Consider the following 23,972-nt stretch of genomic DNA (forward strand, 5'->3'; position numbering starts at 1 on the left):
CTTATTTTTTAGACGTTTTTTTCTTTCCTTTATAAAAACTATAACCAATATAAAGTGCAATTAAAGCAAAAACAAAATATCGATAAGAAATAGGTTCTCCATCTCCACCAACGGTAGTAAACATTCTATTCCATCTTATAGATTTTAATTTAGCAGTAAAACTTGGCGCATTAGCGTCCCAACTAAACCAAATCATAACTGGTTTTCCTAAAACATGATCAAAAGGTACATAACCCCAGTAGCGCGCATCTAAAGAATTGTGTCGATTATCTCCAATCAAATAAAAATAATCTTGTTTAAACGTATAAGAATCTGTTTTTTCTCCGTTGATAAAAATATCCTCACCATTAATAACTAAATCATTGGATTCATAATTTTTGATAATTTGTTTGTAAAAAGGAATTGATTCTGAGTCTAGTTTTACAGTTGCTCCCTTTTTAGGAATGTAAATGGGCCCAAAATTATCTTGACTCCAGCCTAATTTTTTTACATGAGGAAAAATAGCATTGTCAGGAGAATGGTTTATCTTTTTTACAGAAACAGTAAGAGGGTATTTTTCGAGTCTAATAACTTCTTCTTCAGTTAAATTAATGTTTATTTTATGATCAACATTAATCATTTTTAACCTTTGAGCAAATTGCGGATTTACACCTCCAGCTACTTCAGTGTATAAAGAGTCTTCGCCAATTTTTGATAAGTTTCCATTCTTTTTAATAGCTTCCTGAACTTTATCATTATTCCAATATTCTGATAAAATTTTATAAACTCCTGTTTTTTCTTTGTTCAATAAAAATTTAGGATAGGTGCTTTGACTGATAGGCTGTTTGCACTCAAACGTGTAATAAAACTGTAGTTTAGCTCTGTAAGGTAATTCGTTCTTTTTACCATTGATGAAGAAATAACCATTTCTCATTTCTAGAGAATCACCGGCAATACCCACTGAGCGTTTTACATAGTTCGTTTTTTTATCAACTGGTTTGTATGTGAATTTACCAGAAGTATCTCCCCACATTGTTGCCAAAGAATCTGCAGGCCAATTAAAACAAACAATATCATTATTTTTAATTTTTTGTAAACCAGGTAAACGGGTATAAGGCAATTGTGGTTTCTTAAGATAGGATGCTGTGCCTGTAAAAGGTAAAGAATCATGAACCATGGGTGCAGCAATTACAGTTGATGGAACTCGAGCACCATAATGAAACTTACTTACAAAAAGATAATCACCAACTAATAAAGATTTTTCTAAAGAGGATGTTGGTATCGTAAACGGCTGCATAAAATAGGTGTGTACCAATGTGGCAGCAATAATTGCAAAGGCAATAGAGCTAACCCATTCACCCAATTCAGAGCGTGGTTTTATACTTCTTTCAGCATTGTATTCGGCATCTGTGTTATAATTAATGTAAAAAATATACAAGCCTAAAGTTGCAATTACTAAAAATGACTCTAATTTTTTGTAGAAGCCAAAAGTTCTAATAGTTTCTATCCAAATAACTGGAAACATTAACAAATTTACAACAGGAACAAATAGTAAAATAACCCACCATTTTGGACGATTGATAATTTGCATTAAAACAATTCCATTATAAACAGGAACAGCGGCTTCCCAAGCCTTTCTGCCTGCTTTCACATAGAGTTTCCAAGTTCCTAAAAAATGAATTACTTGAACAACTAAAAAAAAGATAAACCATTGTGTAAATGTCATAATGTTATTTTTAAATTCCTTCGGAAAGGATGAAATTCTAATGTTTTATAAGGCGCAAAATAGCTAAAATGTTACAGTTTTTAACGGATGTTTAACACATCTTTCATCGAAAAGACTCCGGTTTTGTTAGAAATCCATTCAGCTGCAATAACAGCGCCTAGAGCAAACCCTTTTCTACTATGGGCTGTGTGTTTAATTTCGATAGTATCAACTTCAGAATTATACCATACAGTGTGTGTTCCCGGAACTTTCGGGGTTCTCTTAGCTACAATTGCAATGTTTTCTTCGGATGTCTTTTCTCCTAATTCCCAATTATTTTTAGAAGTATTTTGTATAATTCCCTCAGCCAAAGTAATTGCCGTACCACTTGGAGCGTCTAATTTTTTGGTATGATGAATTTCTTCCATAGAAATACTATAGCCTTCTATGGTTTTCATCATTTTTGCTAGTTGTTTGTTTAGTTCAAAAAATATGTTCACACCTAAACTATAGTTAGAAGCATAAATAAATGCACCATTTTTTTCTTTACACAATGTAATTGCCTCATCATATTTTTCTAACCATCCTGTAGTACCAGAAATGACAGGTACATTGTGGTTTAAACAGTTTGTAATATTATTAAAAGCTGAAGTAGGGATGCTAAAATCGATAGCAACATCAGCTAAAGTAATATCAATTTTATCATCAACATCCTTTCTAATTACTATTTCATGACCTCTTGAGACTGCTATTTTTTCAATCTCTTTACCCATTCTTCCATAACCTAAAAGTGCAATTTTCATTTTAAAAATTATATTTAATTGTTAATCCAACTGTTGGTGTTTCTATATTGATTGGATCCATTATAAGTGCAGGTTTAAATGATAAATTATCATCTGTATTAAATTGAATCAAATGCGCATTTACACTAGCTTCAACAATTTGTAGTACATATAAAATAACCCCAGTTAATAAAGACATATCTCTATTTTCTCTAAGTTGTTTTTGAGCAGTCTCTAAAGTTTCCAGAGATACTGGGGTAGAGCCATCATCCAAAGTAAACTCATCTTGTAAACCATTTTTTCTTAATTTATAGGCCCTTCTATAGCGTTTGTATTCGCTATTATTTAATTGATAATAATACGTGGGTATCGCTAAAGCACCCCAAACAATAGGAGCTTTCCAATATTTTCTATTATAAATTTGTCCCATACCTGGAAAAATTGCAGAATAAAAAGCTGCTTTCGAAGGAGATAAAGGATTATAAATTCCTTGTGATGTTTTAAGTTTATTCTTGATTTTTACGTTAGTAGAATCTTTTTGCGCAAAAAGACTCGCAGAAAACAATGCGACAAAAAGAATACATATGATTTTTTTAAAAAACACTTATTTTAGTAAGTTTTTTATGCGGTTGAAATCTTCTTCTGAATGAAAAGGAATTGAAATTTTTCCTTTACCATTATTACTCACAATAATGTCTATTTTATGGCCAAAATATGCACTAATATCTTTCACACTATTTTTTATATAATTGGGAGTTGGCTTCTTCTTTGGTTTTGTAGTTTTAACAGATTTTAAGGATTTTACTAAATCTTCTGTTTGTCTTACAGATAATTTTTCTCGTAAAATTTTTTCATAAATAGCCAATTGATCTTCCGTATTTTCAACATTAATCATTGCTCTTCCATGCCCCATAGAAATAAAACCGTCTCTCATTCCTGTTTGTAAAATAGGGTCTAATTTTAATAACCTTAAGTAGTTTGCTACAGTAGAACGTTTTTTACCAACTCTTGTACTTAATTCTTCTTGTGTTAATTGAATCTCATCAATTAAACGTTGATAAGAAAGTGCTACTTCAATTGGATCTAAATTTTTACGCTGAATGTTTTCAACCAAAGCCATTTCTAGCATTTCCTGGTCGTTGGCAAGCCTTATATATGCCGGAATTGTTTTACTGCCGATTTGTTTTGATGCCCTATATCTTCGTTCTCCAGAGACCAGTTGAAATTTGTTTCCTGCTAATTTTCTTACTGTAATTGGTTGAATTACACCTAATTCTTTAATGGAATTTGCTAATTCAAGCAACGCTTCTTCATCAAAATAAGTTCTTGGTTGAAAAGGATTTACATCTATTAAATCAAGTTCAATTTCTATAATACTACCTACAACTTTTTCTGCATTTTTATCTGATGCAGAATTCATATTTGGTGTTTCTTGTAGTAAGGCAGATAAACCTCTTCCTAAAGCTTGTTTCTTGGTTGCTTTTGCCATTTAAGAATGCTTTTTTATTAATTCCTGTGCTAAATTTAGATAGTTTACTGCTCCTTTACTAGTTGCATCATAAGCAATTATGCTTTCTCCATAACTTGGTGCTTCACCTAAACGCGTGTTTCTTCTAATAATTGTATCAAAAACCATGCTAGAAAAATGTTTTCTAACTTCATCTACAACTTGATTAGATAAGCGTAAACGGGAATCAAACATCGTTAAAAGTAATCCCTCAATATCTAAATCAGGATTATGAATGTTCTGTATACTTTTTATTGTGTTTAATAATTTACCCAAACCTTCTAATGCAAAATATTCACATTGAATAGGAATGATTACAGAGTCTGCAGCGACAAAAGAATTTAATGTTATTAAACCTAACGATGGAGCACAATCTATTATAATGTAATCATAATCATTTTTAATTTCAGCCAACGATTTTTTCAACATGTATTCCCGTTCTAGCTTGTCTACCAATTCAATTTCTATGGCTACTAAATCTATATGTGCAGGAATAATATCTAAATTAGGAGAAGTTGTGTTTACAATAGCTTCTTTTGCAGAAATTGTATGCTCTAAAACTTGATAAGTACCAAATTCTACAGAATCCACATCAATACCTAATCCAGAAGATGCATTTGCTTGAGGATCGGCATCAATTAACAGTACTTTTTTTTCTAAAACACCTAAAGAAGCAGCTAAATTTATACTAGTCGTAGTTTTACCTACACCACCTTTTTGATTTGCTATAGCAATTATTTTTCCCATTTAAGAATGTATATTTCTAAATAGTAAAATTACAATTTATTCTCTGTTATGAAAGTTAAAGATGTTAACAAAAAGATAATTGTTTAAAATGATGATATATAGTTTTTTAGTTTGTGTTTGTTGTTTTTTTTAAACAATTTTAATTGATAAAACTATCCTCTTTTTTTGAGATCTCTTAGTGGTGGTTTAAGATGTTTTTTCAGGTATGTTTTTAAGAATTTCTATTAGAAATTTCCAAAACTTTTGAGTTGATGAAATTTGAGCTCTTTCATCTGGAGAATGCGCTCCTTTGATATTTGGACCAAAAGAGACCATATCCATATTAGGATAGTTCTGTCCTAAAATCCCGCATTCTAAGCCTGCATGGCAAGCTGCAACATTTGGATTTTCATTAAACAGGTCTTTATAAATAGTAGTAACTGTTTTTAATATTTCTGAATTTATGTTAGGCAACCAACCAGGATAAGTGCCAGAAAAATCAACATCAAAACCTGCCAATTCAAAACAAGCTCTTAAAGAATTTGATAAGTCCCATTTATTTGTTTCTGACGAAGAGCGCGTTAAACAGCCAATTTTAATAGCACCATCTTTTACTATTATTCGTGCAATATTATTCGACGTTTCTACTAAGCCAACAACATCAGGGCTCATTCTGTATACACCATTTAAACCTGCATAAACTGCTTTCGTAAAACCTTCTTGAACACCTAATTCCATTACTTTTTTAGTTAATGTAATTTCTTGTATATCAATTAATAAGTTTTTTTCTAGTGTTGAAAACTCCTCTTTTATATTGTTAATAAGTTGCTCAGTTTCAAACAAAAAAGGTTCTTTAGAGATTGTGTCTACAACCACAGTTGCAAAACTTTCTCTAGGAATTGCATTTCGTAAACTCCCGCCATTAATTTCAGAAATACGTAAACCAAAATTTGAAAAACCATCAAATAAAATACGATTCATAATTTTGTTGGCATTTCCTAAACCTTTAATTATGTCCATTCCTGAATGGCCTCCATTTAAACCCTTTACAGTAATAGAAAAAGCTGTTGTATTTTCTGGAATATCCTCTTCTGCATACCTTCTGGTTGCAGTAACGTCAACTCCACCAGCACAACCTATTCCAATTTCATCATCTTCTTCAGTATCTAAATTTAACAAGATCTCTCCTTTTAAAACGCCCCCTTCAAGACCCATTGCTCCAGTCATTCCAGTTTCTTCATCAATTGTAAATAGAGCTTCTATGGTTGGGTGAGAAATTTCTGATGATGATAAAACTGCCATAATTGCAGCAACTCCTAGACCGTTATCTGCACCTAAAGTGGTGCCTTTTGCTTTTATCCAGTCACCATCAACAAACATCTTAATTCCCTCTTTGTCAAAATCGAAAACAGTATCTGAGTTTTTTTGATGCACCATGTCTATATGACCTTGCATTACCACTGTTTTCCTTTTTTCCATTCCTGAAGTTGCAGGCTTTTTAATGATGACATTCCCTACTATATCAACAAACGTTTCAAGATTTAAGTTGTTACCAAAATCGACCATAAATTGGATGACTCTTTCTTCTTTTTTTGAAGGACGAGGGACAGCGTTTAAATCTGCAAAATGATTCCAAACTGACTTTGGCTCTTGGTTTCTTATATCTTGATTCATGATGAAATATCTTAAAAATTTGTCTTCAAAAGTACAGTTTTTATAGACCAAAAAAAAACCTTCTTACAAAAGAAGGCTTTTTAAATTTTAATGAAGGATTAATTGATTTCTATAACAACATCAGTAACGTTTTTACGTACTTTTTTCAAGTCTTTCATATAATCATCTTGAGCTCTAAAACCAACAGGTAAAACTAAAGTAGACGTTAAATTATGTTTATCTAATTTTAGAATTTCATTATATTTTTCAGGAAGAAAACCTTCCATAGGGCAAGAGTCTATTTTTTCTAAAGCACAAACTGTTAGTAAATTTCCTAAAGCAATATAAGCTTGATTTTTATTCCAAAGAAATAATTCTTCTTGCGTCTTTTTCTCAATTTCTGCAGTTAAAAACTCTTGAAAAGGATTGATAACTGTATCTGGAGAATTTCTTATTTCCTTAACTAAATTAAAATACTTTTTAACTTCTTCAGAAGTATATTTTTCAGGAATACAAATTACTAAAAGATGAGAAGCATCTACAACTTGAGATTGGTTCCAAGAATGTGCAACCAATTCTTTTTGTATCGTCTTATTATCAATAATAACTAATTTTAAAGGCTGCAAACCATAGGAGGTTGCTGTCAAATTAAAAGCGTCTTTTAAGGTATTTATTTGTTTTTTTGTAAGTGATTTCTTATCATCAAATTTTTTAACGGCATAACGCCATTTTAAACTTTCTATTGCATTCATTTTCTTATTTTAGATTGCAAAAATAGTTTAATAATTAAAACTATTTTCTCTCATTCCATTAGTAAAATTTATAAGGGAATAAATTTTTTTGTAAATTGAAGCAAAAAAAAATGAAAGAGGAATTTTTGTACTATATCTGGCAGTATAAACTATTTTCTAAAAAAGATTTATGTACAACAGAAAATCAACAAATAACTATTGTAATGTCAGGAATTCAGAACAAAAACGCTGGACCTGATTTTTTAAATTCTCAATTAAAGATTGATAATCAGCTTTGGGCTGGTAATGTTGAAATGCATGTAAAATCTTCAGATTGGTATTTACATAAACATGAAGAAGATGTTAATTTTGATGGAGTAATTTTACATGTTGTATGGGAGCATGATGCTGTTGTTTTTATGAGAGACAATAAACCTTTACCAACTTTAGAGTTAAAGAGTTTCGTTGGCAACAATTTATTGTTAAACTATAAAAGCCTTATTTGTCGCCAACAGAGTTGGATTTTATGTGAAAATCAAATTGAAAATGTAGATAAATTTTTAATTGATAATTGGTTAGAGCGTTTGTATTTTGAGCGCTTAGAGCAAAAATCAATTTTTATTAAAGAATTATTGCAGCAAACAAATGATGATTTTGAAGCAGTTTTATTTCAATTAATTGCTAAAAATTTTGGATTAAAAGTTAATGGAGATTCTTTTTTACAATTGGCGAAATCTATTGATTTTTCTATACTTAGAAAAGTTAGTTTTGATGAACAAAAATTAACTGCTCTGTTTTTTGGGCAAGCAGGTTTTTTAGAAAAAGAAGTAGAAGATAGTTATCATCAGGAATTAAAAGCAGAGTATGAATATTTAAAGTATAAATACAATCTTCAACCACTTTTTAATAAGCAGTTTCAGTTTTTTAGAATGCGTCCTCATAATTTTCCAACTATTAGAATTGCACAATTAGCATCATTGTTTTTTACGCATCAAAATTTATTCTCTAAATTGATGAGCATTACCCAGAAAGAGGAGCTTTATAAGCTGTTTTCTTTTTCAATTCAGGAGTTTTGGAAAACTCATTTCACTTTTGAAAGTGTATCCAAAAAATCACAAAAAAAACTATCTAAATCATTTGTAGATCTGATTTTAATAAACACGATTATCCCGTTAAAATTTGTTTATTCACAGAGTAGAGGAGAAGTCGTTGAAGAATCAATTATACAATTGATACAACAAGGTTCATCAGAAAAAAATAGTATTATCTCTAAATTTTCAGAGCTTAAAGTGAAATCAAAAAATGCTTTAGAAAGTCAGGCTCTCATAGAACTTAAAAACAACTATTGCACAAAGAAACGTTGTTTACAATGTGCAATAGGAAGTAGTTTGTTGAAGAAAAAATAGGTTCAAATTTCTATTCTATTGATTATTAATTAGCTAAGAAATATTTATGTTGAAATGACAACAAATATTATTTTGGATTTAAAATATTTTTAATTTCAGCCAAACAATCTCTATAGTGATATTTTGTAATTCTATTAACTCGTCTGTTCTGTGCAATTGTTAGTTGAAAATATAAAACCTGAAACTCACCTCTAATTATAGAGCTAATGTCAGAATTTTTTCCTTCTTTTGAATTCAATAACATAGCCATTCTAGCAATCAATGATTTTTGTAAATTACGTCTAAAAACAGCTACATTTTTGATGTAATTTGCTTCTGAGAAAATACCTGTTCTTAAATCTCGAACCATTTCTAAGGCACCGTAAGTATCAGGGTGTATAATTTCAGTATCAATCATTCTTTCTAATCTGGACGAACTTAAAAGAGAATACAATTGTCTGTTTTGCAAACGAAGCATTCTAGCGGAATAACCGCTTTCATCAATATTGGATAATATCGTTTTGTCAAGTAACCAATTTTGTGTTTTAAAAGCATTTTCTTGCAGCCAAACCATAGATTTTTTTTGCTTTTCTTTAGTTACAGAATTGTAAATTGCACCATTCTGAGCAGGTTTTTTATTATATTCATAAACACCTCCAATATTTCCTGCTACATGACCTACATATTTGCTCCAAACACTTAAAAGTTCTCCATATAGCTCTGATAAGTCTTCATAATTATTTGTTTGGTTTGAAGTCCAGTTTTCTAAATTTTTAGCAACAATTTTTAGGTTTTTTATTCCATAAGTAGATGCTTGCACTTGATTATTTCCGATACCTTCAGTTTGAGAAGAAGGATCAAAGCGTTGATTACCAAATCTGTATATTGGATTATTTGCTTTGCTATCAATCCATTTATCAAGAGTTTTAATTTCTTGTTCTGAAGATTTTATATTCGGAATTTTTCGATACCCCCAATTAATAGAGTAGTGGTCATAAGGGCCTAATTGACGAATGAACCTGATATTTTCATCGCCCGGTTGTGCAATATAATTGAATCTTGCGTAATCCATGATAGATGCTGCAATTCCGAATTCCTGGGTAAATTTTCCAGAGCGTAAAGAATCTATGGGATACGCATAACTTGCAGCCATGTTGTGCGGTAAACCTAAGGCATGTCCAACTTCGTGAGAAATTACCATTCGCATCATTTCTCCAATTTTTTCTGCAGGTGTTTCTAGCGTTCTTGCGGAAGGATTTGCAGCTCCAGTTTCTAATAAATATCTGTTTCTGTATGAACGTAAATGATTGTGATACCAAATAATATCGCTCTCAATTATTTCGCCTGTTCTTGGGTCAGATACACTTGGTCCTGTTGCATTTCTTGTCGTACTGGCTACATATCTTATTGATGAATAGCGAATATCTTCCATGCTAAATTCTGGATCTTCCTCTATTGTAGGAGGGTATTTTGCCATAATCGCATTTTTAAAACCAGCTGTTTCAAAAACCTTTTGCCAATCATCTACACCTTGTTTGATATATTTTTTTAACTTATCTGGAGTTGCAGGATCTAAATAATATACAATCGGTTTTTTAGGTTCAACCAATTCTCCGCGATTGTATGCATTGATATCTTTAGGCTCCAATCGCCATCGTTTTATATATCTTTTGCTATCTGCTTTTAAAGCTTCAGAACTATAATCTACGTTTTCAATAGAAAAATAACCAACTCTCTTGTCGTAAACTCTTCCCATCATTTTATTTTTTGGTAATAAAATCATAGATTGATTTATACGTAAAGTAATTGTATTTGTTTTGACATTACTGGGCGGTGCATCTGCATCAAATGTAAAATCTTGAACTACTTCTATATTCTTTGGATAACTTTTTATAGTATTTATAAAACTCCTAGAAGCATCTAGTCTTTTTACTTTGTATCGTTTTCTGTAACTAGCAGGGAGTGCTGTAATTGCTTTTACATCCGTAGAAAATAATTTTGTGACATCCACTAAAATTGCGGTAGAATCTATATTTTGAGTTTTAACATCAAATGCATAAATTATAGGTTCTAAATTGTTGGCAATGACCGATTTGTATATTGGTAATGAATCATTTGCAACGGCATTGTATGATTTTACTTTTAAAAGCACTTTGTTTTTAAATTGTTCCCAAACGATAACTTGAGTATTAATTTTTGATCCTGCATTCACATATCCGCCTCCTAATCCCGAAGGAAGTTCTTTGATTCTTGTAACTAATAACATTTCTTTTCCTAAAAATGATTTAGGAATTTCATAGATAAATTTATTTGAGGTTTCGTGAACTTTAAAAAGTCCTTCATCACTTTTTGTTTTGGACGTTACAAAATCTGAATATTTTGGAACTTTATTTTTTTTGGGAACTGGTGCTGTTTGTTCTATTTTTTTATCTTTTGATTTTTTTCTTTGTGCTTCAATTTGATTTGGTAACATGAAAGCTAAAATCAATAAAAAGTGCAGTATGATTTTTTTCATTTGTCGGAATTTGTTTTCAACTTCTAAAATAAGAAAAAGGAATCCTATTAAGCTTATGGATTGTGTTAAAAAATAAAAGCTCAAACGATTTGTTTGAGCTTTTTGAATTTTAATAAAAAAGATCTTTTAATACAAACTCTTGAATTTATAAGGGTTTTCTTCGTGCATAATATCATAAATCTTTTCAAAAACATCTTCAGCAGATGGTTTCGAGAAATAATCGCCATCTGTTCCGTAAGCCGTTCTATGCTCTTTGGCTGTTAATGTTGCAGGTTTGCTATCTAAATATTGATAACCATTTTGGTTTTCTAAAATTTCTTGCAAGATATAAGCAGAAGCTCCTCCGGGAACGTCCTCATCAATTACTAATAATTTATTCGTTTTAGCAACACTTTTTACACAATCGTGTGCTAAATCAAAAGGCAATAAACTTTGCGCATCAATAACTTCGATATCAATACCAACCTGATTTAAATCTATGGCAGCTTCTAACACAATTCTTAAGGTAGATCCATAAGAAACTATTGTCATATCAGTTCCTTCTTTTACCGTTTCTACAACTCCAATAGCAGTTTTAAAATCTCCTAAATTTAATGGTAATTCTTCTTTTAAACGATAACCATTTAAACACTCTATGACCAAAGCAGGGTCATCACCTTCGAGCAAAGCATTATAAAATCCAGCAGCTTTTGTCATATTTCTAGGAACTAAAATATGAATACCTCTTAAGTTATGTATTATGCCACCCATAGGCGAACCTGCATGCCAAATTCCTTCTAATCTATGTCCTCTGGTTCTAATTATTAAGGGTGCTTTTTGTCTGCCGAAAGTTCTATAACGTAATGTGGCTAAATCATCACTCATAATTTGAAGAGCATACAACAAGTAATCTAAATACTGAATTTCGGCAATAGGTCTTAAGCCTCTCATAGCTAGCCCTATTCCTTGGCCAATAATTGTAGCTTCTCTAATGCCAGTGTCAGAAATTCTGATTTCTCCATACTTTTCCTGAAGCCCTTCTAAGCCTTGATTTACGTCACCAATAAAACCTGCGTCTTCACCAAAAATTACAACATCATCATGTTTTCGCAGAATAGCATCAAAATTATCTCTCATAATAATTCTTGCATCTACCAGGTTTTTTTCTGGGGAATATATTGGTTTTTTTTCTTCAATATTCGAGGTACCTAATTCAGTTTCACTTGTTAAATGGGTAGAGTATTTTTGATGCGCATTTTCAAAAGAGGATTTTATGAAATTTTGTAATACAATTTTTTCTGCAAAATGTTCATCTTTTAAATAGCGCAAACATTTTCTTAAAGTTGATAAAATATCTTTTCTTGTAGGTTCTAAAACCGTTAGTAAGTCATTTTTATATTTGTTTATAAAAGCACTATTTTTACTCTTATTGGCAGTATTTTCTATTATTTCGGCAGCATCAGAAAGTTCTGCTTTTATCTCACTTTGATATGCATTCCAAGCATTTCTTTTTGCACTTGTAACCTCCTTTTTTGCTTCTTTTTCAATGATAATTAATTCTTCTTCGGAATCTACAAAGCGTAAAATTTCACCAGTTTCTGTTTCCAATTCAAATTCTAAAATCCATTTTCGCATTTTTGTAATACAATCATGCTCCATTTCCCATTCTAATCTCTCCTTACTTTTATAGCGTTCATGAGACCCAGATGTAGAATGACCTTGTGGCTGAGTTAATTCTTTTACATGAATTAGAACTGGAACATGTTCTTCTCTTGCAATTTTTCCTGCTTTTTGGTAGGTGTCAACTAATTGAACGTAGTCCCATCCGTTAAGAACAAAGATCTCGAAACCATCTTTATCATGTTCTCTCTGAAAACCTTTTAATATTTCAGAAATACTTTCTTTTGTTGTTTGGTATTTAGCGTGCACAGAGATTCCATATTCATCATCCCAAACACTCATTACCATCGGGACCTGCAAAACTCCTGCAGCATTTATACTTTCAAAGAATAAGCCTTCACTCGTACTTGCGTTTCCTATGGTGCCCCAAGCAACTTCATTTCCGTGAATAGAAAAATTATTTTTATGTTGTATGCTTTTTTCGTTTCTATAAATTTTTGAAGCTTGTGCTAAACCTAATAATCGAGGCATTTGCCCGGCAGTAGGAGAAATGTCTGAGCTAGAGTTATATTGTTTCGTTAAGTCCTTCCAACTTCCATTTTCATGCAAACTATGGGTAGTAAAATGGCCTCCCATTTGTCTTCCAGCAGACATAGGATCTGCTTTAATATCTGGATGTGCATACAAGCCTGCGAAAAATTGTTGGGCAGTTAACTTACCAATAGCCATCATAAAAGTTTGATCTCTATAGTAGCCAGATCGAAAATCGCCAAGTTTAAAAGCTTTTGCCATCGCTAACTGCGGAACTTCTTTTCCATCGCCAAAAATTCCGAATTTTGCTTTACCAGTTAACACTTCTCTTCTACCTAATAAACTACACTCTCTGCTAATTTTAGCAATTCTGTAATCATTTAAAACTTCTGTTTTAAAATCCTCAAAAGAAAGTTTTTGTTTATTTTGTATTTGTGTTTCTTGCAGCATTTTCATCGATTTTTAACTTCGTGCAAAGGTAGTTTTTTTTAGTTGATATTTAATAAATTAATAATATTTTACGAATATGGTAAATAAGTTGTATTTTCAACAGATATTTATGAGTATAATTTAATAAAAAAGAGATATTGTTTTCACAACATCTATTTTTGATTAAACTTTACTTTTTTTTGATAAATAGATTAGATTGCTCTAATGGAATTTTATGGTTGTCATTTCTCTGTTTTGTCTTATGAAATTTCGAACTTTGAGAAAATAATTTAATTCTCTAAAAATTTTCAATGGGTATTTTATAATAAATTAGTTGGTAGGTGAATCATTTAAGATGTAAGAGTAGGAGTTAGAAAAATGGGTAAAGGCATTTTTTTTTGAAGATTACAAAAGTCCTCTTCTAAAGAAATTGTAAATAGAATTTATATCTGCAGTTAACGTAAATCTAATTTTTTGAGGATATCTTTTTTGAGAAATTTCCCATCCGTTATTTGAGTATAAAGGAAAATATACTTCCAATATGTTGTGAACAAAATTAAAGCGAATTCCGTTATTGTATCCAAAATAAAGAGGATTATTTTTATTTTTTAAAAAAGCAACATCATTGTAAAGTTCAATCCATCGCCATAAACCAAAACTAGAATTGAAAGCAAACATATATTGATTTGCGAATCTTGTAGGTAATACAGATTTGAATCCACCTTCAGCAATAATATATTGCTGACTGAAGAAACCAGAGTCTTCTGATCGTCCAAAATAATTGAGCTGAAATAAATAATCATTAGCTCTGTCCAATCCAAAACTAAAATAATTTCCTGCTGTTTTATTACTTAAAAAAGCACCTGCAAAAAATCGAAAATCTAATTGTGTGTCTGAGGTAGATAGAGACCTAAACCTTAAATCAACTGCAGCTTTAGAAAATTTCTCAGCCACTTCTACACTAAAATTATACCTGAATTCTTTTATAATATCGGGATTTATGTAATTATAACTAAGGCTAAAAACACCATAATTATCTTGATCTGTTCTAACGTCTGTGGCAGCTATTTCTTTATTAATATGAACTAACTTGGCACTTATAGATTGTGTAGTTGCATCTCTTAAAGATTTTCTTTTAAAAATAATATTCGCAAAAGGGACAAGAGATGAATAAGATAAGTTTGGGGCATAATCTAAGGTTTGTCCAAATACCCCATACATGATTTTGTAGATTTTAGTTTCTTCTATATATTGGTTAAATAAAACAGAAAATTCACCAATTACAGAATTACTTTTGGTGGCGTAAGAAGGTGCAAATTTAAACTCAAGATTTCTTTTTATTAAAGGTTTATTGTGAAGTTTAGTGCCTAATATAAGGCCATTATAAAAGTTGTAACTAATTTCTGGTTGATAAAATAGTTGACTATAATACGGGTCTTGTATATCTTTTATAAAAGTAAATTTCAAAGGTTTATTAAAAATTTTATTTTCTAAACTTTCCCAATTGTCGAGTGTATTTAACTCAGGATAAATATTTTCATAATTTAAAGAAATCCTGTTAAAATCTTCTTTAGGTATCTTAACAGTTTTAGAATTTTTAATATTTGTAAACCATTTTTTATATTTAATTTCTTTGTCTTTTAGAGCATATAATAAAACAGGAGTAGTTATGTTTCTTTTATTTTTTATGGTTATTTCTATGCTGTCTTCGCTTACTATTATATGATCAATAGTGTGATCAATTTTTTTATTCGTTTTAATATAATCATTAAAAAACCAATCAATTTTTTTATTTGTTTTTGAAGATATTATTTTTCGAAAATCTGAACTAGAAATTATTTTTGTTTGATTTTTTTGATAAAACTCTTTAATGCTGCTGTTTAAAATACTATCACCTAAAAAACCTTTTAAATATCTAAAACCTAATCCAGCTTTGTACTTATTCGCTATCTTCCTATTAAAATTGGATAAAGAGTCTGCTGATGTTACCAATGCTTGATCTAAAAACCTTCTTGATATAAACTGATAAACTAAAGGATATTTATCATTAAAATCTTGTTTTGAAATATGAAAACTTTTTAGAAACCATCTGTTGGATAAATTACCCAATAATTTTGTGTTAGGGTAAAATTCTTGAATATATTCTAGCATTAAATAGTTTTGTAAACCATCTAAAAACCAATAATCTTTTCTCTTGTTTAAAAGTAATGTGTTTTCTATATATTTTTTAGTTAACGCTTTAAACATGGTGACGTCCCATTTAAAAGTATCCGAAAATGGACGTAAAAAATTTGGCAATTGACTTAAGCCATAAACAGGATCTTTACTTTGTGTAATTTTATCTACATAAATTTCTTTATGAGGATATTTTCCTAAATATTTTTCAATAAAACGTAATTCTCTATTTAATATGTCTGTAGTTGTGTTATAGTCAATATCATCATTAGAAACATCTGTATATACTGTAGTTTTGGAAGTTTTGAAAGTTTTTAACTGCTTGGATTTATTAATTCCTAATATGATGTCAGTTTTATTTTTTCCGACTAAATAGTAATTTTTAAAATTATTTTTTTCCGATTTATATTGATATAAATTACTTTCTAAAACATATTCTTTTGGAATGTTAATTTCCATCGTAAAATCTGTTCCATTTTCATATAAATCATCAATGTTTAAATTACTCATTAATTGCCAACCATTTTTGTAAACAGCAGGAGTTATATACCAGAAACGCAAATGATAACCTTCTTTGGTTTTTCCATAATTTGTGAATTTTGCATTTGGTATTTTTACAAGATAAGTAATAGATATTTTTACTTTTCCATTAGGTTTTAGAGGTTTTATAAGAGGAATTTTTAAGATGTCTGCTTTATCTTTAATTTCTATAAAATCATTATTTCCGTAGTTTACAGTAAGGTTCTTTATAGTAGTTTTTCCTAAATTTTTTTCAGCAGAAAAATATAAGTTCTTCTTAAAGTCTTTAATAAAACGTTTTGATAAAGGTGTTTTTCTATCTCTAAAACTATTGGCCCAATTATGAAGATAAATATTCGTTAAAGTAGAGTCGGATATATTAAAGAAAACAATTTCTTGTTGTATCATTAATTCATCTTTATCTGAATCTAAAGTTGCTTTTATAGCAATAGAATTTTGTTGTGCAAAGCAAAACACAGTTATGAAAAAACAAAAAACAAATATGTTTACAGAATTTTTCAAATTTCAATTGATAATAAGAGTTAGGGTATAAGTAATAAGTTCCTTTTTTAAAACTTATTCGTATTTGTTTTCATTTACCGTTTACTCAGAATTTTAATTTAAGGGGTTTCAATTCGATTTTTTAATTTTAGTTTGTTCAATTTTTTTCTTTTGAACAAACTAAAAAAGAGAAATAAATTTCTTGAAAAAATAGATTAGAAGTTTGGTTTTAATAAATATTTTGAATAGAATTTATTTAAATGAGCTACAGCTTCTTCTGCAGTATCTACAATTCTAAATAATTTTAAATCTTCTTCGCTAATATTTCCTTGAGCTATTAATGTTTTTTTTATCCATTCTAATAAACCACTCCAAAATTCTGTGCCTACTAAAACAATTGGAAACCTACCAATTTTTTTAGTTTGAATCAAAGTAATTGCTTCAAAAAGTTCGTCTAAAGTACCAAAACCTCCAGGCATTACAATAAAACCTTGTGAGTATTTTACAAACATAACTTTACGAACAAAGAAATAATCAAATTCTAAGTTTTTATCCCGATCAATCCAAGGGTTATCATGTTGTTCAAAGGGTAATTCAATATTTAATCCAACGGAAACACCTTTACCTCTATGAGCTCCTTTGTTTCCTGCCTCCATAATTCCTGGTCCACCTCCAGTAATTACACCATAGCCATTTTGAGTAAGTTGAAAAGCAATTTCTTCTGCCAGTTTATAATATTCATGATCTTCTTGAGTTCTTGCTGATCCAAAAACAGAAACGCAAGGCCCAATTTTACTTAATTTTTCATAACCATCTACAAATTCAGCCATAACTTTAAAGATACCCCAAGCGTCTTTTGTTTTTATTTCGTTCCAAGTTTTGTGTTGTAGTTTTTCTTTTATTTTTCTTTCGTCATTTGTCATAATCAGTATGTTTTTAAATTCAGTTTCTTTGCTGTAAAAAAAGCAGTTAGCTAAAATAGTTCTTTTTTAAGAAATTGAGCGGTATAACTTTTTTTATGTTTTGCAACTTGTTCCGGAGTTCCTGTGCATAGAATTGTACCACCATTTTTACCTCCTTCTAAACCAACGTCTATAATAAAATCTGCTAATTTTATAACATCTAAATTGTGTTCAATGATTAAGATAGTATTTCCTTTGTTCGCGAGCTTGTTTAATACTTCCATTAATACTCTAATGTCTTCAAAATGCAGACCAGTCGTAGGTTCATCTAGAATATAGAACGTATTTCCAGTATCTCTTTTAGATAATTCTGAGGCTAGTTTTATTCTTTGGGCTTCACCTCCAGATAGGGTTGTAGATTGTTGACCTAGGGTAATATATCCTAGTCCAACATCTTTAATAGTCTTTACTTTCCTGTGGATTTTAGGTATGTTTTCAAAAAAGTCTGTGGCTTCTTCAATAGTCATATTTAATACATCAGAAATAGATTTTCCTTTATAACGAATCTCTAAAGTTTCTCTGTTAAAGCGTTTTCCTTGACAGGTTTCGCACTCTACTTGAACGTCTGGTAGAAAGTTCATTTCTATAACTCTAACGCCTCCTCCTTGGCAAGTTTCGCATCTTCCGCCTTTTACATTAAAAGAGAACCTTCCTGGTTTATAACCGCGAATTGCAGCTTCAGGAGTTTTTGCAAATAAACTTCTAACTTCACTAAAAGTTCCCGTATAGGTAGCAGGGTTTGATCTTGGAGTTCTACCTATTGGAGATTGATCGATGTCAATAACTTTATCCACATGTTCCAATCCTTCAATCTTCTTATAAGGCATTGGTTTTTTTACGCCTCTATAAATGTGGGCGTTTAAAATAGGGTATAAGGTTTCATTTATTAAAGTAGATTTTCCACTTCCAGAAACACCTGTAACACAAATCATTTTTCCTAAAGGAAATTCTACGGAAACATTTTTTAAATTGTTTCCAGTTGCTCCTCTTAGCTTGATAGATTTTCCATTTCCTTCTCTACGTTTTTGAGGAACAGCAATCACTTTTCTTCCAGTTAAATAATCTGCAGTTAGTGTGTTTTGTTTTTTTAAATCTTCAAAAGTTCCTTCGCTTACGATTTCTCCTCCATGTCTCCCGGCTCCAGGACCAATATCAAAAACAAAGTCTGCGTGTTCAATCATGTCCTTATCATGCTCTACAACCAAAACAGAATTACCAATATCACGCAGTTTCAACAAAGAATCGATTAATTTTTGATTATCACGTTGGTGCAGACCAATACTTGGTTCATCTAAAATATAAAGCACTCCGACCAATTGCGATCCAATTTGAGTTGCTAAACGTATTCTTTGAGCTTCTCCACCAGAAAGGGATTTTGAAGTTCTATCTAATGTTAAGTAATCTAAACCAACATCTAATAAAAATTGAATTCTGGTTTTTATTTCTTTTATAATCTCTGATGCAATTGCAAGTTGTTTTTTAGATAAATCGTTGTTTATAGTTGCAAACCAAGAAGCCAATTCTTTTACATCCATTTGTGCTAAATCACTAATGTTTTTATTTGTAATTTTAAAATGAAGTGCTTCTTTTTTTAACCTTTTTCCTTGACAAGTAGAACAAGAAACCTCATCCATAAAGCCTTTTGCCCAGCGTTTAATAGAAGTGCTTTCTGCACTTTTATATTGAGAGGTAATGAAGGCAATAATCCCTTCAAAATCGATTTTGTAGTTTCTAGTAACTCCAACGGTTTTAGATTCAATTTCAAAAGATTCATTTCCACCATTTAAAATAACATCCAATGCTTCTTTTGGAATGTCTTTTATGGCATCTGATAGCTTAAATTTATAACGTTCAGAAATGTTTTGAAGTTGTTTAAAAATCCAACTACTTTTTTGTTCTCCTAAAGGAATAATTCCACCATTTTGTATGGAAACAGCAGTATCAGGAATCACTTTCTTAAGGTTAATTTCATTTGTAATTCCTAAACCATTACAAGTGTTGCATGCCCCTTTTGGAGAGTTGAAAGAAAATGTGTTTGGTTCAGGATTTGGATACGCAATTCCTGTTGTTGGGCACATTAACTCTCTACTAAAATAACGTGGTTTATTGTCATCAATATCAATAACCATCATTATGTTATTCCCCGAATAAAGGGCTGTTTTAATAGTTTCTTCTAAGCGTTTTTCTGAAGATTTATTAATTAAAATTCTATCAATGACAACTTCAATATCATGCGTTTTATATCGGTCTAAACGCATTCCTTTTTCTATTTCTTTGATTTCTCCATCTACTCGAACTCGTAAAAATCCTTGTTTAGAAATCTGCTCAAAAAGTTCACGATAATGCCCTTTTCTAGATTTAATTAAAGGCGCTAAAACAGCAATTTTTTTATTATCAAAATCTTTTAAAATAAGTTTTCTAATTTGTTCATCAGAATAACTCACCATCTTTTGTCCACTATTGTAGGAGTAAGCATCTGAAGCCCTCGCAAATAGCAATCTTAAAAAGTCATAAATTTCTGTGATAGTACCAACCGTTGATCGCGGACTTTTGTTAGTTGTTTTTTGTTCTATTGAAATTACTGGAGAAAGACCATCAATTTTGTCAACATCGGGTCTTTCTAATCCTCCTAAAAACTGACGTGCATAAGCAGAAAAAGTCTCAATATAGCGTCTTTGTCCTTCCGCATATATCGTGTCAAAAGCTAAAGAAGATTTTCCGCTTCCACTTAAACCAGTAATGACTACTAGTTTTTCACGAGGGATTTTTACATCAATATTTTTAAGATTATGAACTCGCGCACCATAAACTTCTATGTATTCTTGGTTTTTCAAAAAAAAATGTTTTTGCAAAAACGCAAAGTTAATCATTAGTAATTACTTTTGATTGAAAAGTGTACAACAAATAAATAGTTTATAGTATCTTGCAACTAAAAGATTTTATACATGAATTTTATACATGCTGTGCGTCATTTTTTTGAAAGACATGGTTTTGGAGTTTTCTCAAGATTTGCGGATAAACTAGGTATGCGTGCAAAAAATGTTCGCATATTTTTCATTTATATCTCTTTTGTTACGGTTGGTCTGTCTTTTGGCTTGTATTTAACTTTGGCTTTTTTATTTCGCTTAAAAGATATGATTTATACAAAAAGAAGTTCGGTTTTTGATTTGTAGTTTATGAAGGTATTAGATTCCAAAATACATAAAATACTAGTTTTGGTTGCGTCAATTATGACAATTGGAACAATGGGTTATATGTTGCTTTCTAATTACTCATTTATAGATGCAATATATATGACAGTGATTACTGTGACAACTGTTGGTTTTGGCGAGTTAAAACCATTTTCTCCAGAGGAGAAAGTCTTTACAATTTTTTTGATTTTAACAAGTATTACAGTTTTTGGTTACGCGGTTTCTACGTTCTCGGAATATTTAGTGAGTGGGAGATTTTTTAAACAATTTAAACACAGAAAAGTGGAAAAACAAATTAAAAGTTTAAGGGGACACACCATCGTTTGTGGTTTTGGAAGAAATGGAAAACAAGCAATTTTGAAGTTAAATAACTATAACAAGAAATTGGTGGTTGTAGAAAGAGATAGAGAAATGATATCTGAGTTAGATAATGAAGGTGTTTTATATATTCAGGGAGATGCAACTTTAGATGAAACTTTATTAAAAGCAGGTATCAACACTGCTGCGAACTTAATTACAGCTTTGCCCTCTGATGCTGATAATTTATTCGTTGTTCTCACAGCAAATCAATTAAATAAGAACTGTAAAATAATTAGCAGAGCTTCTAATGAATCTTCATATAGCAAATTAAAAATTGAGGGCGCAAGTAATGTAATTATGCCAGATAAATTAGGTGGTGATCATATGGCATCTTTAGTGGTGACCCCAGATGTTATAGAGTTTGTAGATCGGCTGACGATTGAGGGTGAAACTACTGCTAATTTAGAGGAAATAGCGGTAGATGATTTACCGAAAAAGTATTTGAATAAAACGATCTTAGATTTGGATTTAAGAAAGGAAACAGGCTGCACAGTAATTGGAATAAGGAATCCGGATAAAGATTATATCATTAATCCAGAAGCAGAAACAGAACTAATATCAGGTTCGAGTTTAATTGTTTTAGGGAGGCCAGAACAGATTATTAAACTAAGAGAATTTTTTTAATAATTGTTCATTGGATACTTCACGAGTATTCCTGCATTAGAGTAATCTACTCTAAAAAAGAATAAAGCATTGTTCTTTGGTTACAAGAAATCAGAATAGTTGATGATCAATTTAGAATTTCTATAGATGTTTTAGTCTATGGATTGTTTACCTTCAATGGATAAAAAGAAAAAAGATATTTTTTATATTTCATGTAATGAAAAGTTAAGGTTTTTTTGAAATTATATAATAAGTTACAGAAGGCTTTCATTTATAACAAAAACTTGATTAAATCAATTTCAGTGCTTTATTTAAAAGAAATTGAAATGGTACTTGTGGAAAATGGGTTTGATTTATTCAAAACGAATAAAGAGTAATAATTTTATCCAAAGTCATTTAAAGAAGTTTTAGAAAAATTCAAAGAAACCTTGTTATAAAATACTTTTAACGCTCAAAAGTTGTTGAAAGAGCATTTTTTTAAGATATTGCGCCTAAATAAATAAAAACTAATCAAAATATATTATGAATAAAAAACTTCTTTCGTTGTTATTTCTAGCAACACCTTTTTTAACATTCGCACAAGAAAAGGGATTAGATCAAAAGATTGATGAAGCCTTTGGAAATGCAACAGGATGGTTTGTAGATATTATTTTTTATCAAATTCCCTTTACGGATACAGTGAGTATATATTGGGTTTTGTTCCCTTTAATTTTAGGAGCTACTTATTTTACATTTTATTTTAATTTTATCAATTTTAAAGGTTTTATAACTTCCATTAATATTGTTAGAGGGAAACATGATGATTTAGAAGGAAGAGAAGATCATAACGTAGAAATAGAAAAATCTAAATTTACAGATGAAGAAGATAATCCAGATACCATAAGAATTGAAGGTCATGTGGGTGAGGTTTCTCACTTTCAAGCATTAACGGCAGCATTATCTGCCACTGTAGGTTTAGGTAATATTGCGGGTGTTGCAATTGCCGTGTCCATTGGTGGTGCAGGTGCTACTTTTTGGATGATTATTGCTGGTTTTTTGGGTATGGCTTCAAAGTTCGTAGAATGTACTTTAGGTGTAAAATATAGAGATATTGATTCTGATGGAACTGTTTACGGTGGTCCAATGTACTATTTAACAAAAGGGTTGAAAAATAAAACACTAGGAAAAATATTAGCGGCTTTATTTGCAATCTTCGTAATTGGTGGTTCTTTTGGAGGTGGAAACATGTTTCAAGTAAATCAAACCTTTCAATTAGTTGAGAATATCACAACTCCGGCTGGAGGTGTATCATTTTTGCATGGTAAAGGATGGTTATTCGGTTTAATAATGGCTGTTCTAGTGGGTATTGTTATTATTGGAGGAATAAAAAAAATAGCAAAAGTAACTGACAAAATTGTTCCTTTTATGGTGGCAATTTATGTAGCAGCCTCACTTTTTGTGATTTTCGCAAATTATGATATGATAGGGGATGCTTTCTCTCAAATATTTAATGGTGCGTTTAGTCCGGAAGGAATTGCTGGTGGTGCGGTTGGAGTTTTAGTTCAAGGATTTAGAAGAGCAGCTTTTTCAAATGAAGCTGGTATTGGTTCTGCATCGATAGCGCATTCAGCTGTAAAAACAAAATATGCGGCGAGTGAAGGTATGGTTGCTTTATTAGAGCCTTTTATAGATACGGTTGTAGTCTGCACAATGACAGCGTTGGTATTGATTATTACAGGTAATGTGAATGCTGAAAACGCTTCATTAAATGATGCGCAAGCAATTTTGTTAACTTCTGGTGCATTTGAATCTGCAATATCTTGGTTTCCTTACGTGTTAACAGTTGCCGTGGTCTTATTCGCTTTTAGTTCTATGATTTCTTGGTCTTATTATGGTTTTCAAGGTTGGGTGTACCTATTTGGTAGATCTAAAAAAATGGAATATACATACAAAGTAATTTTCTGTATATTCGTGGTAATTGGTGCCGCAGCAAGTTTAGGTTCTGTTATTGGATTCTCAGATGCAATGGTTTTTGCAATGATGGTTCCAAACATGATAGGTCTAATTATTCTTGCTCCAAAAGTAAAAGTAGAATTAGTAAGGTATATGGATGCTATAAAAGCGAGCAAAGCATAAATTT

At 30.7% G+C, this 23,972-nt stretch carries 16 protein-coding genes; 4 read left to right on the forward strand and 12 right to left on the reverse strand.

What is annotated here, in order from left to right:
- Nucleotide 1: 1 nt before the first annotated feature.
- The 7 genes from lepB to BLT88_RS04990 form a co-directional block, all read right to left on the reverse strand.
- On the reverse strand, nucleotides 2-1,705 hold the full coding sequence (lepB, locus tag BLT88_RS04960) for a signal peptidase I (RefSeq protein WP_091953407.1): 1,704 nt from the start codon (nucleotides 1,703-1,705) through the stop codon (nucleotides 2-4).
- Between the two features lie 80 nt (nucleotides 1,706-1,785).
- Entirely contained in the window at nucleotides 1,786-2,487 is a 702-nt protein-coding gene (gene dapB / locus BLT88_RS04965; protein WP_091953408.1) for a 4-hydroxy-tetrahydrodipicolinate reductase, read from the reverse strand.
- Between the two features lies 1 nt (nucleotide 2,488).
- Nucleotides 2,489-3,070, reverse strand: a complete 582-nt coding sequence (locus tag BLT88_RS04970; RefSeq protein WP_091953410.1) for a DUF5683 domain-containing protein — start codon at nucleotides 3,068-3,070, stop codon at nucleotides 2,489-2,491.
- Entirely contained in the window at nucleotides 3,071-3,955 is an 885-nt protein-coding gene (locus BLT88_RS04975; RefSeq protein WP_091953412.1) for a ParB/RepB/Spo0J family partition protein, read from the reverse strand. It lies immediately after the preceding gene.
- Complete coding sequence (locus BLT88_RS04980; RefSeq protein ID WP_091953414.1) at nucleotides 3,956-4,720, reverse strand: ParA family protein; 765 nt, start codon at nucleotides 4,718-4,720, stop codon at nucleotides 3,956-3,958.
- Nucleotides 4,721-4,906: 186 nt separating this feature from the next.
- Nucleotides 4,907-6,373, reverse strand: a complete 1,467-nt coding sequence (locus BLT88_RS04985) for an aminoacyl-histidine dipeptidase (protein WP_091953415.1) — start codon at nucleotides 6,371-6,373, stop codon at nucleotides 4,907-4,909.
- Nucleotides 6,374-6,471: 98 nt separating this feature from the next.
- Nucleotides 6,472-7,104, reverse strand: a complete 633-nt coding sequence (locus tag BLT88_RS04990) for an NAD(P)H-dependent oxidoreductase (protein WP_091953417.1) — start codon at nucleotides 7,102-7,104, stop codon at nucleotides 6,472-6,474.
- Nucleotides 7,105-7,214: 110 nt separating this feature from the next.
- On the opposite strand from BLT88_RS04990, the gene BLT88_RS04995 reads away from it, so the two are divergent.
- Nucleotides 7,215-8,489 (forward strand): DUF2851 family protein, encoded by a 1,275-nt coding sequence (locus BLT88_RS04995; protein WP_091953418.1) that lies wholly within the window; start codon nucleotides 7,215-7,217, stop codon nucleotides 8,487-8,489.
- A 67-nt stretch (nucleotides 8,490-8,556) separates the two neighbouring features.
- Here the strand turns inward: BLT88_RS04995 and BLT88_RS05000 are convergent, their stop codons facing one another.
- From BLT88_RS05000 to uvrA, 5 genes are all read right to left on the reverse strand, one after another.
- Entirely contained in the window at nucleotides 8,557-10,983 is a 2,427-nt protein-coding gene (locus BLT88_RS05000) for a zinc-dependent metalloprotease (protein WP_091953420.1), read from the reverse strand.
- Between the two features lie 126 nt (nucleotides 10,984-11,109).
- The gene (locus BLT88_RS05005; RefSeq protein ID WP_091955657.1) at nucleotides 11,110-13,563 is read right to left on the reverse strand and encodes a thiamine pyrophosphate-dependent enzyme; all 2,454 of its coding nucleotides are present in this window, start codon (nucleotides 13,561-13,563) and stop codon (nucleotides 11,110-11,112) included.
- A 384-nt stretch (nucleotides 13,564-13,947) separates the two neighbouring features.
- On the reverse strand, nucleotides 13,948-16,713 hold the full coding sequence (locus BLT88_RS05010; RefSeq protein WP_231960076.1) for an aminopeptidase: 2,766 nt from the start codon (nucleotides 16,711-16,713) through the stop codon (nucleotides 13,948-13,950).
- A 239-nt stretch (nucleotides 16,714-16,952) separates the two neighbouring features.
- A complete protein-coding gene (locus tag BLT88_RS05015) occupies nucleotides 16,953-17,660 on the reverse strand; it encodes a TIGR00730 family Rossman fold protein (protein WP_036785162.1) in 708 nt (235 codons plus the stop codon).
- Nucleotides 17,661-17,710: 50 nt separating this feature from the next.
- Complete coding sequence (gene uvrA, locus BLT88_RS05020) at nucleotides 17,711-20,533, reverse strand: excinuclease ABC subunit UvrA (RefSeq protein WP_091955659.1); 2,823 nt, start codon at nucleotides 20,531-20,533, stop codon at nucleotides 17,711-17,713.
- 111 nt (nucleotides 20,534-20,644) lie between these two features.
- Here uvrA and BLT88_RS05025 point away from each other — a divergent pair, with 111 nt between their 5' ends.
- The 3 genes from BLT88_RS05025 to BLT88_RS05035 all read left to right on the forward strand — a co-directional run bounded on the left by BLT88_RS05025 (nucleotide 20,645) and on the right by BLT88_RS05035 (nucleotide 23,968).
- Nucleotides 20,645-20,872 carry a PspC family transcriptional regulator gene (locus tag BLT88_RS05025; protein ID WP_036785163.1) on the forward strand — a complete coding sequence of 76 codons (228 nt, stop codon included), beginning with the start codon at nucleotides 20,645-20,647 and terminating at the stop codon, nucleotides 20,870-20,872.
- Nucleotides 20,873-20,875: 3 nt separating this feature from the next.
- Nucleotides 20,876-21,874 (forward strand): TrkA family potassium uptake protein, encoded by a 999-nt coding sequence (locus BLT88_RS05030; RefSeq protein WP_091953423.1) that lies wholly within the window; start codon nucleotides 20,876-20,878, stop codon nucleotides 21,872-21,874.
- 501 nt (nucleotides 21,875-22,375) lie between these two features.
- Entirely contained in the window at nucleotides 22,376-23,968 is a 1,593-nt protein-coding gene (locus BLT88_RS05035) for a sodium:alanine symporter family protein (RefSeq protein ID WP_091953425.1), read from the forward strand.
- Nucleotides 23,969-23,972 lie beyond the last annotated feature (4 nt).

Origin of the sequence: Polaribacter sp. Hel1_33_78, from assembly GCF_900106075.1 — a bacterium.
Lineage (GTDB): Bacteria > Bacteroidota > Bacteroidia > Flavobacteriales > Flavobacteriaceae > Polaribacter.

Excerpts from the sequence above, each read along its gene's own strand:
- BLT88_RS04990 (WP_091953417.1), bottom strand. The coding sequence starts at position 7,104 with ATGAATGCAATAGAAAGTTTAAAATGGCGTTATGCCGTTAAAAAATTT.
- BLT88_RS05000 (WP_091953420.1), bottom strand. The coding sequence starts at position 10,983 with ATGAAAAAAATCATACTGCACTTTTTATTGATTTTAGCTTTCATGTTA.
- BLT88_RS05035 (WP_091953425.1), top strand. The coding sequence starts at position 22,376 with ATGAATAAAAAACTTCTTTCGTTGTTATTTCTAGCAACACCTTTTTTA.
- BLT88_RS05005 (WP_091955657.1), bottom strand. The coding sequence starts at position 13,563 with ATGCTGCAAGAAACACAAATACAAAATAAACAAAAACTTTCTTTTGAG.
- lepB (WP_091953407.1), bottom strand. The coding sequence starts at position 1,705 with ATGACATTTACACAATGGTTTATCTTTTTTTTAGTTGTTCAAGTAATT.
- BLT88_RS05030 (WP_091953423.1), top strand. The coding sequence starts at position 20,876 with ATGAAGGTATTAGATTCCAAAATACATAAAATACTAGTTTTGGTTGCG.
- BLT88_RS04985 (WP_091953415.1), bottom strand. The coding sequence starts at position 6,373 with ATGAATCAAGATATAAGAAACCAAGAGCCAAAGTCAGTTTGGAATCAT.
- BLT88_RS04975 (WP_091953412.1), bottom strand. The coding sequence starts at position 3,955 with ATGGCAAAAGCAACCAAGAAACAAGCTTTAGGAAGAGGTTTATCTGCC.
- BLT88_RS05015 (WP_036785162.1), bottom strand. The coding sequence starts at position 17,660 with ATGACAAATGACGAAAGAAAAATAAAAGAAAAACTACAACACAAAACT.
- BLT88_RS04980 (WP_091953414.1), bottom strand. The coding sequence starts at position 4,720 with ATGGGAAAAATAATTGCTATAGCAAATCAAAAAGGTGGTGTAGGTAAA.
- dapB (WP_091953408.1), bottom strand. The coding sequence starts at position 2,487 with ATGAAAATTGCACTTTTAGGTTATGGAAGAATGGGTAAAGAGATTGAA.
- BLT88_RS04995 (WP_091953418.1), top strand. The coding sequence starts at position 7,215 with ATGAAAGAGGAATTTTTGTACTATATCTGGCAGTATAAACTATTTTCT.
- BLT88_RS05025 (WP_036785163.1), top strand. The coding sequence starts at position 20,645 with ATGAATTTTATACATGCTGTGCGTCATTTTTTTGAAAGACATGGTTTT.